The organism is Psychromonas sp. SR45-3 (assembly GCF_014163575.1).
GTDB lineage: Bacteria > Pseudomonadota > Gammaproteobacteria > Enterobacterales > Psychromonadaceae > Psychromonas > Psychromonas arctica.
Window position 1 is genome coordinate 131639 of sequence record NZ_JACJDP010000003.1, and the last position, 11696, is coordinate 143334.

The window sequence follows — 11696 nt, forward strand, 5'->3', positions numbered from 1 at the left end:
GGTTTATTTTAATACATAAAAATAAAATAATAAGCACTGAAAAACGAAATGATTATTCGTTATAAAAAACAATTAACACTATTATGCGTTGTAATGGATAATAAGTTATCTCAGTGTCTATTTTTAATCGATATAAAGGAAAGGCAATGCAACAGCACAAAAAAATAGAATGCTTAATGTTATTTGTCGAAATTGCTCAGCAACTTAGCTTTACCAAAGCTGCTGAAAATCTATCTATTTCAACTGGATATTTATCAGATCAAATAAAAAAACTAGAAAAAGAATTTAAATGTCCTCTATTAATAAGGACAACCCGAAGTGTACGCTTAACCCCTCAAGGTGAAAAAGTGTTGATGCAGGGTAAAGAAATTAAAGCCGCTATGTTGAATTTAGAGCGTAATATTTATCATGAACATAGCGCACTTGAGGGCGTCATAAAAATAACGGCCCCTAAAATGTTTACAGAATGTTTTTTGTTAAGCATCTGTTATGATTTCCAGAAACGCCACCCCGCAGTTACCTTCGAAATTGATTCCAGTTATACCAATTATGATTTGAATCAAGATGATTATGACCTAGCCTTTCGTGCAACACTTCACCCCCCACTAAATATGGTCGCAAAAGAGTTATTCTCCTATCAACATTGTTTGTGCGCCTCTCCTACTTATCTCTCTAAACACGGCTTTCCAGAATCGGTTAAGCAACTCACTGAACACCAATGTTTGACTACGTTAGAGCAACCTTTTTGGCCGTTGAAGTCAGGTGATATTGCTACTAAAGGCTGGTTATCAATTAATGATAATAATTTGTTAAAGCAAACGGCTATACAAGGAAAGGGTATTATTCGCATTGCAGATTATTATGTCACTAAGGAGTTGCATCAAGGTAAGTTACAACAGGTATTAACCGATCAATACATTCAAGGACAAAGTATTTATATATTGCATCCACAACTCATTTATTCTTCGGCCAAAATTAATACATTTATGGCTTTTGTCCAAGAAAATATAAGTGTTTTTCAAAACAATGAAACTAAAATGTGAAATTAAGTTGGTTGATGCATAGTGTCGAGGAAATGAGGTAATACCTTTCGTCCCAACATAAATTCACCCCTTGAAATATGCTATTGAGGCATTTGAGAGTTAGCTTCCTATAGTTGTAGTACTCTAGGTGGAAAGGAGCATAAAATAAGTTAGGATATTTTGACTAAGTCCTATTAAAGCATACCCAAATATACCATTCCTCGATAACATAAAAAGCTGAGGATAACGTGATGATTTATAATAAAAAGCGACCCAAATGGATCGCTTTTAACTTATTTAAGCATCAACAACAATGACTTCACCATTAATGAAACCATCAACTGATCGCTCAAACGCTTTACCAACTAACTTCCCTGGTACGGGTTCAAAGCCAGGCATCATTTCTCCGTAGACATCCCATGCTTCAACTAACACAGTTGGATTGACTACATTGATACGCATATTTCTTGGCATTTCTAAAGAAACACATTTAACGAAGGTATCGATTGCACCACTCGTTGTTGCATCTGCAATAGCGTAAGGGATAGGTTTTTTATTTAAAATACCACTAATTAAAGTAAATGAGCCTGCATCTGAGATGTATTCTTGTCCAATACGTACTAAGTTAATTTGGCCCATCATTTTACTCATCACAGTGGTCATCCATTGTGCCTCAGTCATCTCTGTGAAATTAGCATATTCACAAAAGCCAACAGTATTAACAACCGCGTCAAAAGCACCTACTTTTTCATAAAGCGCTCTAATTGATTGTTCATTCGTTATATCTACAATGTGGTCAACATCGCCAGAGCGACCTGCTGTAATCACATTATGATTGCCTAAACCAGTTAACGCGGCTTGACCCATTTTGCCTAGTACACCAATTAAAATTACTGTTTTCATTTTCTTCTCCGTTGATTTATTTTGATGGGATGATATTAAGCAAAAAATTAAACAATTAAAAACAAACCTTTTTTGTTAGTGTTACAGGTATTAATGGTTAAGTATTATGTTATAAATAACATAATAAGAGAGAGATAAATTTGAGTAAATTAGATAGATTAGATATTAAGCAGCTACGTGTGTTTCAAGCAATAATTCGTGAGCAAAGCGCATCGAAAGCAGCAGCTCAATTGGGGCTTACACAGCAAGCCGTGAGCGAGCATTTAAAAAAATTACGTGATGTTTTTGAAGATAGATTGTTTCTTCGAAAAACCAGTGGATTTATTGCTACCCCCTTTGCACAAACGCTATCTGTTAGTGTTGATAAACTACTTAATGATTTTAATGCTTTATTATCGCCTACCCACTTTGACCCTAATACTGTAGAAGGGACATTTGTTATTGCTGCAACCGATTATGCACAGCAAATAGTATTGCCTGAGTTGATTTCAATAATAAGGATACAAGCGCCTAATTTAAAATTGATAGTTAGAGATTTTGAAATTGATAAGCTCAATGAATTGATGGAAAGTGGCAACGTTAACTTAGCGATTGCCTTTCCGGATTATATTCCAGATAGTTATCCCATTTTAAAATTATTTGAAGAACACCATGTTTGTGTCGCTTCACAGGGCGCTTCTATTTTACAAAGTCAGCCCTCGTTAGCTGAGGTTGCTCAATATCCAAGCATTATCGCATCTCCTTCAAGGCCTAACTTTAAAGGCTCTATTGATGATTGGTTCAAAACATTTGGTTTTAAAAGAAATGTAGTGGTTTCTGCACCTTGTTTTTCAATTGTGCCAATGTACCTTGAAACAACGGACTCTATTGCTTTTTTGCCCTCTCGTGCAATTAAAGGATTGGATTTAATTGAAATAAAACTTGAAGAGTCTCCCGATAAATTCGATGTTATCGCTGCTTGGCATCCGCGCTACAGTGAAGATGCGTTGCAACGTTGGGTGATATCAATGCTTCAAGCTGAGTCATAGATATTAATCTTCGAGTGATCGGTTCAGTGGCAAAGTGACTCTTTATTTGGAAAAATATAGTTAGGAATTAGGACTTTTTTGAAAAACTGATAAAGAGTTATTAATATTAAATTCACTAGTAAATTTTTAAAATTCAATTGGTTAGATTTAGTCGTGAGTTGGTGGGGTATAAGGTGGGGTATTTAATACCACTCATGTGATTAATATAATAAAAACAAGTTTATAAGTTATATATGGGCGGTATGATGTAATTCTGGCTGCATAAATCGTCTACTTCATCGTTGCTTTACCACTCGTTTAATAAACACTAAACGTCGCGGGCAAAGCGCCTTGAATTAAACAATTTCTGTGGTTTAGTTCTCATTACATGCAATTGCATTTATTAGCTGAATCCAAGCGTCCTTAAATATTCGTTTTTAAATTTACATAAATAATTAACTATCAAGATTTCATTAGATGATGGCAGAGTATGTTTAGTTTAATCACTTTAACAATAGCTGAATTGACATAGAAGGTAGGTACGCTGAGAAAAAATTGCAGTTATTAAATTGTTTAGCTAATTAAGTCGAGTTATAAAATTATAATTTAATTGCGAGTAAATCAGTTATCTAAAATATTATCTAGGGGTAAGTTGCCCCTGCCGAAGGACAACTATACGTTAGTCTAATTTATTTCAATTACTAAAAAGCATCATAAATATGATTAAATATCACCTAGACAAATATATTTAATCTCTAAATAGTCATCAAGACCATACTTAGAGCCTTCTCTGCCTTGTCCTGATTCTTTTATACCACCGAAAGGAATAATTTCTGAGCTAATTGCAACCTCATTAACACCTACCATGCCATATTCAACTGCCTCAGATACACGCCAAACTCGAGACATATCTTTAGTAAATATATAAGAGGCTAAGCCAAATTCTGTATCGTTCGCCATCGTTATAGCTTCTTGTTCAGTGCTGAACTTGAAAATAGTAGCGACGGGACCAAAAATTTCTTCACGAGCGATACGCATCTCGTTATTGAGATTAACGATTACGGTTGGCTGATAAAAATTATCACCTAAGGTATCTATATTTCCACCAGTTAAGACTTTTGCTCCTTTTTCTTTTGCATCGTTTACAAGAGCTTGGATATTTTTGGTAGCTTTACTCGTTATCAAAGGCCCTATTGTAGTGTTCTCATCAAAACCATTACCTAAAGTAAATTGTTTTACCTGAGCGGTAAATTTTTCAATGAATTCATCGTAAATGCTATCTTCAACAATAATTCTGTTGGCACAAATACAAGTTTGACCTGCATTACGAAATTTGGCTATAAGTGCACCACTTACCGCTTTATCTAAATCTGCATCTGCAAATACTATTACAGGTGCATTACCCCCTAATTCCATTGAAGTGCGCTTAACAGTGTTTGAACATTGTTGGATCAATAATTTTCCGATAGGGGTTGAACCAGTAAATGTAAACTTTTTAACTAAAGGATTAGATGTTAATTCCTTACCTATATCAACAGCATTAGTACCAACTACAACATTGAACAGTCCCGCTGGAATACCTGCTTGATCAGCAAGTTCAGCCAAAGCTAAAGCAGAAAGTGGTGTTTCAGATGCTGGTTTAAGAACAATAGCACAGCCAACGGCTAAAGCGGGGGCTGCTTTGCGCGTAATCATTGCATTAGGGAAGTTCCATGGAGTCACTGCCGCCACAACACCAATCGCTTGTTTTATAGCAATAGAGCGGCGATCAATTGTTGTGCTAGGTATTACATCACCATAAACACGTTTTGCTTCTTCGGCAAACCATTCTACAAATGAAGCACCGTAACCAACTTCACCTTTAGATTCTGCTAATACTTTTCCTTGTTCCGCTGTCATTATAATGGCTAGATCATCTTGGTTAAGCATGATTAAATCGTACCATTTACGAAGTATATTTGAGCGTTCTTTTGCGGTTAACTTTTTCCAAGGTTGCATCGCTTTTTCAGCTGCTTGAATAGCGCGATGGGTTTCACCTACTCCAAGGTCTGCGACAGATGCAATAACTTCACCATTGGCTGGGTCGATTACATCAAAGGTTTGACCTGAATCTGCATCTAACCATTGGCCATTGATATAAGACTTTGTTTTTAATAAAGAAGTATTTTTTAAGTTTGAAATTGACATATATTTACTCTATGTTTTAAAAAATAATGGAATAGATTCTAGTACCTTGGAATAAGGCATTTATAACTACGTTAAGAGATAGAGCTAGTATTGTTATTAATTACTAACTCTATTTTTAGATTATATTTATGGCTGAGAATATTACGTTTAACTTGATTGTGTATTTTGAATAGCTAAATAATTATTGTGGCTAGATGAGTTCAAGTTCTTCTAGCACAACTCTAGCAATTCTGAAGCATTCAACACCTTGTGGGACACCACAATAGATTGATATAGCATGGATGGTCGAGCGAATTTCATCTACTGTTACGCCGTTTGTAATAGCACCGCGAAGATGTAATTCCCATTCATGCATTTTACCAAGGGCTGCAATCATGGTGAGGTTCATTAATGATCGAGTTTTGGCATTAATGGTTTCATCACCCCAACCAAACCCCCAACACCATTCAGTCATCGCTTCTTGAAAGGGGAGGTTGAACGAATCAGCTTTAGCTAGATTAGCGGTGACATATTCATCACCTAAAGTTTCTTTTCTTTTACGTAAGCCTAATTCAAATAATTCTTTATCCATCGTGCTTTCCTATATCAGTTTATAAGCTATTTCAGCGGCTTCGGTTAAATGCTGAGCACTAATTTTTTTAGCGCGTTCAGCATCTTTTTGTTCAATGGCTTCAAGAATATTAGCTAAATTCTCTGGGCCTTTAGATTGTCTTCCTGCTGAGCTAAGTGTTAAAGCTCTTAACCTAGAAATACGACCATTCAATCGTTCTACCAAGTCCCATGAGACATTTTTACCACCAGTATTGAAAATGATTTTATAGAATTCAGTCGTTAATTTTAATGCTTGTAGCACATCACCTTTTTGTAAATTTTTTGTAAGCTTTTGACATAGTGAACGCAATTTCTTTATGGTTTTACTATCTGCATTTAGTGCACAACTATAAATGGCAGCACATTCAAGCATGATACGAATTTCATAAATCTCTTTCACTTCTTCTTTCGTTATAGTGGCTACCATAAAACCTGCATTAGGTACTCCGACGATTAAACGTTCACTTTCTAAGTGACGAATACATTCTCGAACTACTGTTCGACTGACACCCATACTGTCACACAAGCTTCGCTCTACAAGGCGCTCACCCGGTTTTAGTGTGTCACTTGTTATAGCGTCACGAAGAGATTCTAAAGCATTAAATTTTAGTGTTTTTGGTCTTTCTACTTTTAGCATCTGTTTAACGGCTCCATAAGATTTTGTTGGAATATGCCGGCTCTGAGAGAGAAGCATAAGAATACCTACAGAAGTATACCAAAGATTCTTTAATTAAGAACGTTATATGACTGTATACCATAATACAATGATAAATTTTGATTTTATGATGAGCTCTACATTATTTATATCTTTAATAAATTTAAATTGATCCGCCTTATTTCGTATGATTGTATACCATCCTACAAAGAGTCGGGTCATTTAAAAAAAGAGAGTTATCTATGAAACCAGAAATTAGAAAAATAGTGAGTTTTGAAGAAGAAGTGTATATCGAAGGCTTTAAAGAAGTTGAAACGCCAGTTCGAATGTTCGCCGTCGCTGCGGTAGTAAAAAACCCTTGGGCAGGGAGATTTGTTGAAAATCTACGCCCTGAAATATTGTCTTTTGGTCCAATATTGGGAAATTTATTGACGGAAAAAATCAGTGCTATGGCTGGTGGTGCTACGAACATAGAAGCTTTCGGAAAAGCTGCTGTTGTTGGAATGAATGGAGAAATTGAACACGCTTCTGCACTTATTCACACGTTACATTTTGGTAATCCTTTTCGTGAAGCAGTAGAAGCTAAGTCTTTTCTCTCATTCACAAATACCCGTGGCCCAGCTAACGCGACCATCATGGTACCAATGATGGATAAGAATGATGGCGGTCGCCGTTCTCATTATCTAACTTTGCAATTTAATATTTCTGATGCACCTGGACCTGATGAAGTAGTGATCATATTAGGTGGTGCTACTGGTGGAAGACCACATCATAGGATTGGCGATAGATATCAAGAGTTAAAGGAGCTGGGTCATGACGTCGAAAATCCTGCAGCGGTATAAAGCAGCCAATGGTATTGCTTACAGTAAATCTGGCTCGGGTGAGCCTATCGTATTAATACACGGAGTGGGTTTACGAGCAGAAGCATGGTTACAACAAATTTCTGAGTTAACTAAAACAAATACAGTATACGCCATTGATATGCCTGGGCATGGTGAGAGTGAGTTACTGGCAAATGATAAAGCAAACTTAGTAGATTATGTTGATACGATTGCCGATTGGGTAAAAGCAGTGATAAAGGCGCCGGTTATTATATTTGGCCACTCAATGGGCTCTATGATTGCGTTGAATTTTGCAGTCCGATATAGCGCTCTATGTGCGGGTGTCTGTGCACTGAATGCGGTATATCGTCGTAGCGATAAAGCAACTAATGCGGTACAGCAACGAGCATGGGCAATGATTCATCATCCTGAATTAGACAGAGTTGAAGCACCAATTAAGCGTTGGTTTAATCAGAATGGTTCAAGTTTTGAAAAAAAGATGTCTGAGCTTTGTCAGAGTTGGTTAGCAATAGCACCTGCTGAAGGATATGCCCGAGCTTATTATATTTTTAGTGAGAATGATGCTCCTGCTGATGATGCCTTATCTGAGATTAAGGTCCCAGTTACTTTTATTACTGGTGATAATGATCATAACTCTTCAGCAGAAATGTCACAACAAATGGCATCTATTTGCCCTAATGGCAGCTATGTGGTTATCCCTCACTCGGGGCACATGTTGCAGCTGACTCATCCAGAAGAACTGAACCTAGTATTGGTTAAATTTGTTCAAAATGTAAAAAATAAGGAAACACAACATGACTGTAATTGACCCGCGCGAACTGCGTAATGCTTTTGGCTCTTTTATGACTGGAGTGACGGTGGTGACTGCGATAAGCGAAACTGGAGAGAAAGTTGGATTTACTGCAAATTCATTTACTTCTGTCTCAGTTGAACCACCGCTGTTATTAGTATGCCCATCAAATAAACTATCTAGTTTTGATGTTTTTAATAATTGTAATCATTTTGTTGTGAATATTCTTGCGGAAGATCAGCAAGATGTTTCAAATACTTTTGCTGGTGGCAAAGGTGACCGTTTTGCCGATATTACTTGGTACAGTGATGCTCATGGTTGTCCGATTATCGAAGGCGCTGTTGCTCATTTTTCCTGTACTACATTCAGCAATATTCCAGCGGGCGATCATATTTTATTAGTTGGTGAAGTTATCGATTTTGATACAAATGAAAAACTGGGGTTAGGTTATGCCAAAGGTGGTTATTTCAGTCTCGGTATGGAGCATCGAGCTGAAGAATTGACGCATTCATTAAGTGGCGTAGTCGGTAGCCTTATAGAATTTGAGAATAAAATTTTATTACAGCAAACAGATAAAGGGTATCGATTGCCTGAAGTAGAAATTAGTGATGAGCGAGGTTCGAAAGAAAGCATACGTCAATACCTCGAAGCTAAAGGAATGGATTGTGAAGTAGCTTCTGTTTATTCAGTTTATGAAAACTTAGCAGATAAAAAGTTTACCAGTTTTTATCGTGTTAATGCGAATACTGAAGATACGGTTGGTCTTGGTGAATATATAGAAATCGATCAGATCGATGATCTTAAATTTGTCTCTCCTGATATTCATAGCATGATGCAACGTTTTATATTTGAAAAGAAAAATGGGGCATTTCGGTTGTATGTGGGCGATCAAGAAAGTGGTGACATTCATTAACTAATTAATAATATCAGGAGAACAGTATGAAATTTTCACTTTTTGCTCACATGGAAAGAGTCGATGACGAGCAAACTCAGAGCGAACTTTATCAAGAATTTTTGTCGCTTTGTGATATGGCCGACAAAGGCGGAATGAACACAATTTGGACTGGTGAACACCACGGTATGGACTTTACCATTGCACCAAATCCATTTTTAAACCTAGTCGATCTAGCGCATAGAACTAAAAATGTTCGATTGGGTACCGGAACGATAGTCGCGCCATTTTGGAATCCGATTAAATTAGCTGGTGAAGCTGCGATGACTGACATTCTCACCGATGGTCGTTTAGAGCTCGGTATTGCACGTGGTGCATATTCCTTTGAATACGAGCGCATGATGGCTGGTGGAATGGATGCATGGGAAGCTGGAGAGCGACTACGCGAAGTGATTCCTGCAATTAAAGGTTTGTGGAAAGGTAACCATACTCAGAATAGTAAGCATTATAGTTTTCCTAAAACTTCTTCTGCACCTAAACCTTTAACAGAAAAAGGGCCACCAATTTGGGTGGCAGCCAGGGATATCAATAGTCATGAGTTTGCTGTCGAGAACGATTGCAATGTGCAAGTTACTCCCTTATGGCAGGGACTAGATGAAGTGGAAGGCTTGATTGAAAAGTTTAACCAAGCATGTGAAATGCACAAAAAACGCCCCAAAATTATGATATTACAACATGCTTATATAGGTAAAGATGAAGCTGAATTGGCGCAAGCAGCTAAACAGTTAAATGAGTTTTATTGTTACTTTGGCGCATGGTTTAAAAATGAACGTCCAATTGATCAGGGGTTAATCAAACGTCTTAGTCCTGAAGAGATAAATACGCACCCTTTTTATAGTGAAGAAAAAATACGTAAAGACTTAATGATTGGTACTTCGAAACAGGTCATCGATCGCCTTAAACATTATCAGGATTTAGGTTATGACGAATTTTCTTACTGGACGGACTCTGGAATGAGCCGAGAGCAAAAAGAAGTTTCTTTGGCACGTTTTATCGACGAAGTAATGCCGGCATTTAACTAAGTTATATGGAGCAATAAAATGATAAAAAACAATTTTCCTCATTATCAATTATTGATTGATGGTACTTGGACTGAAGGTTCTGATAGCCAAGTAATGCAAAGTTTTAACCCTGCTAACGGCGAACAATGGGCTACATTTGCTTGTGCGAGTAAAGAAGATGTCGATCGTGCAGTGAAAGCTGCAAGACGAAACCTAAATAGTGGCGCCTGGGCTAATATGAATGCGACTCAACGTGGCGCCTTACTGTACCGATTAGCAGAATTAGTAGAGAATAATTCACAAAGGTTAGGTGAAATTGAAACGACTGACAGCGGAAAATTAGCCGCTGAAACTACTAGCCAATCTAAGTATGTTGCTAGTTATTATCGCTATTATGCAGGTTTGGCAGATAAGATTGAAGGAACTACATTACCAATCGATAAGCCCGATATGCATGTATTTACAACTCCCGTTCCAATCGGGGTAGTTGCAGCTGTTGTACCTTGGAATGCACAGATGTTCTTGACAGCCTCTAAACTGGGGCCTGCTTTAGCGGCCGGTTGTACCGTAGTACTTAAAGCCTCTGAGTTAGCGCCGGCACCTATGTTTGAGCTGGGTAAGTTGATTCAAGAAGCTGGCTTTCCTGATGGAGTCGTTTCCATCATTACAGGGGATGTTGCTAATTGTGCTATTCCATTAACTTCACATGCTGATATTGATCGCCTTGCCTTTACAGGTGGACCTGAGGCGGCTAAGCATGTCATTCGTAATACTGCAGAAAATTTCGCTGTTACATCATTAGAACTTGGCGGGAAGTCACCTATTATTGTATTCGAAGATGCGGATCTTGAAAGTGCTGCGAATGGTTTGATCGCTGGAAATTTTGGTGCTTCTGGCCAATCTTGTGTCGCTGGTTCTCGCGCCTTTATTCAACGCTCAGTTTTAGAAGAGCTTATTCAGAAAATTACAGATAAAGCTAAAAACATAGTAATAGGTGATCCTCAGTCAAATGAGACTCACATAGGCCCTTTATGTACCTTAGCACAAGTAGAATGTATCGAAAAAACGTTAGCTAAAGCTGTAGAACAGGGCGCGAGTATCCGTTTCGGAGGTAAACGTGTTCCTGAATATGGTTCTGAACATTATTTTCAACCTACTATGGTTGAATGTCCAAACGACCAAATTGAAACACTTAAAGTCGAAATGTTTGGACCGGTTATGTCAATTGTTGTCTTTGATACCGAAGAAGAAGCAATTGCAATGGCAAATGATAGTGTTTACGGATTAGGTTCGGGAGTTTTTACTCAAAATATCGCTAGAGCTCACCGTGTTTCAAGCAAAATTAAGTCAGGCATCTGTTGGGTTAATACCTACCGAGTGACTTCTCCCATTGCTCCTTTTGGTGGAATTAATCAATCGGGTTACGGACGTGAAGCTGGTGTTCAAGCTGTACTTGATTACATCAGAACAAAAACGACTTGGATTAATACCTCGTCAGAACCGATGAGTAACCCCTTTGTTATTAGGTAGCAACCATAAATTTTTATCACATACTCGTTTAAAAGCGTAGGCCTTGTTGCAGTATTTATATTGTATGCAAGGTTCAACCTTGCAGCATAAAACTGTGCTCGGCGTACCCTACTAATTTAAACCACCACATCATCATAAGCCTAAAATAAGAGCGTTAGAGTACTATTTAAGGCTTTAAATATGCCTAAAAATCAATGATTTTTAGAGTCAATATAG

Annotated in this window: 11 protein-coding genes; 7 read left to right on the forward strand and 4 right to left on the reverse strand. The window is 37.5% G+C overall.

What is annotated here, in order from left to right:
• Window positions 1-146 precede the first annotated feature (146 nt).
• Window positions 147-1043 carry a LysR family transcriptional regulator gene (locus H5084_RS03110; RefSeq protein WP_182689496.1) on the forward strand — a complete coding sequence of 299 codons (897 nt, stop codon included), beginning with the start codon at window positions 147-149 and terminating at the stop codon, window positions 1041-1043.
• Window positions 1044-1319: 276 nt separating this feature from the next.
• Here the strand turns inward: H5084_RS03110 and H5084_RS03115 are convergent, their stop codons facing one another.
• On the reverse strand, window positions 1320-1925 hold the full coding sequence (locus tag H5084_RS03115) for a short chain dehydrogenase (protein ID WP_182689497.1): 606 nt from the start codon (window positions 1923-1925) through the stop codon (window positions 1320-1322).
• A 140-nt stretch (window positions 1926-2065) separates the two neighbouring features.
• Between H5084_RS03115 and H5084_RS03120 the strand changes: the two genes are divergently transcribed.
• On the forward strand, window positions 2066-2953 hold the full coding sequence (locus H5084_RS03120; RefSeq protein ID WP_182689498.1) for a LysR family transcriptional regulator: 888 nt from the start codon (window positions 2066-2068) through the stop codon (window positions 2951-2953).
• 702 nt (window positions 2954-3655) lie between these two features.
• Here H5084_RS03120 and H5084_RS03125 read toward each other — a convergent pair.
• The 3 genes from H5084_RS03125 to H5084_RS03135 form a co-directional block, all read right to left on the reverse strand.
• Window positions 3656-5119, reverse strand: coding sequence for an NAD-dependent succinate-semialdehyde dehydrogenase (locus H5084_RS03125; RefSeq protein ID WP_182689499.1), 1464 nt, complete (start codon window positions 5117-5119; stop codon window positions 3656-3658).
• A 190-nt stretch (window positions 5120-5309) separates the two neighbouring features.
• Entirely contained in the window at window positions 5310-5690 is a 381-nt protein-coding gene (locus H5084_RS03130; protein WP_182689500.1) for a carboxymuconolactone decarboxylase family protein, read from the reverse strand.
• 9 nt (window positions 5691-5699) lie between these two features.
• Window positions 5700-6404: a GntR family transcriptional regulator gene (locus H5084_RS03135; RefSeq protein ID WP_220485883.1), complete on the reverse strand. Its 705-nt coding sequence runs from the start codon at window positions 6402-6404 to the stop codon at window positions 5700-5702.
• A gap of 203 nt (window positions 6405-6607) precedes the next feature.
• On the opposite strand from H5084_RS03135, the gene H5084_RS03140 reads away from it, so the two are divergent.
• The 5 genes from H5084_RS03140 to H5084_RS03160 are packed head-to-tail and all read left to right on the forward strand — an operon-like array spanning window position 6608 to window position 11480.
• Window positions 6608-7207, forward strand: coding sequence for an amino acid synthesis family protein (locus H5084_RS03140; RefSeq protein ID WP_182689501.1), 600 nt, complete (start codon window positions 6608-6610; stop codon window positions 7205-7207).
• A complete protein-coding gene (locus tag H5084_RS03145; RefSeq protein ID WP_182689502.1) occupies window positions 7179-8015 on the forward strand; it encodes an alpha/beta fold hydrolase in 837 nt (278 codons plus the stop codon). Before H5084_RS03140 ends, H5084_RS03145 begins: the two co-directional genes overlap by 29 nt.
• Window positions 8002-8910, forward strand: a complete 909-nt coding sequence (locus tag H5084_RS03150) for a flavin reductase family protein (protein WP_182689503.1) — start codon at window positions 8002-8004, stop codon at window positions 8908-8910. Before H5084_RS03145 ends, H5084_RS03150 begins: the two co-directional genes overlap by 14 nt.
• Window positions 8911-8936: 26 nt before the next feature.
• Complete coding sequence (locus tag H5084_RS03155) at window positions 8937-9971, forward strand: LLM class flavin-dependent oxidoreductase (RefSeq protein WP_182689504.1); 1035 nt, start codon at window positions 8937-8939, stop codon at window positions 9969-9971.
• Between the two features lie 18 nt (window positions 9972-9989).
• Complete coding sequence (locus H5084_RS03160; RefSeq protein ID WP_182689505.1) at window positions 9990-11480, forward strand: aldehyde dehydrogenase; 1491 nt, start codon at window positions 9990-9992, stop codon at window positions 11478-11480.
• The last annotated feature ends 216 nt before the right edge of the window (window positions 11481-11696 follow it).

Bases quoted from the DNA above. Each gene is read 5' to 3' on its own strand.
- H5084_RS03110 (WP_182689496.1), top strand. From the start codon at position 147: ATGCAACAGCACAAAAAAATAGAATGCTTAATGTTATTTGTCGAAATT.
- H5084_RS03115 (WP_182689497.1), bottom strand. From the start codon at position 1,925: ATGAAAACAGTAATTTTAATTGGTGTACTAGGCAAAATGGGTCAAGCC.
- H5084_RS03125 (WP_182689499.1), bottom strand. From the start codon at position 5,119: ATGTCAATTTCAAACTTAAAAAATACTTCTTTATTAAAAACAAAGTCT.
- H5084_RS03130 (WP_182689500.1), bottom strand. From the start codon at position 5,690: ATGGATAAAGAATTATTTGAATTAGGCTTACGTAAAAGAAAAGAAACT.
- H5084_RS03135 (WP_220485883.1), bottom strand. From the start codon at position 6,404: ATGCTTCTCTCTCAGAGCCGGCATATTCCAACAAAATCTTATGGAGCC.
- H5084_RS03140 (WP_182689501.1), top strand. From the start codon at position 6,608: ATGAAACCAGAAATTAGAAAAATAGTGAGTTTTGAAGAAGAAGTGTAT.
- H5084_RS03145 (WP_182689502.1), top strand. From the start codon at position 7,179: ATGACGTCGAAAATCCTGCAGCGGTATAAAGCAGCCAATGGTATTGCT.
- H5084_RS03150 (WP_182689503.1), top strand. From the start codon at position 8,002: ATGACTGTAATTGACCCGCGCGAACTGCGTAATGCTTTTGGCTCTTTT.
- H5084_RS03155 (WP_182689504.1), top strand. From the start codon at position 8,937: ATGAAATTTTCACTTTTTGCTCACATGGAAAGAGTCGATGACGAGCAA.
- H5084_RS03160 (WP_182689505.1), top strand. From the start codon at position 9,990: ATGATAAAAAACAATTTTCCTCATTATCAATTATTGATTGATGGTACT.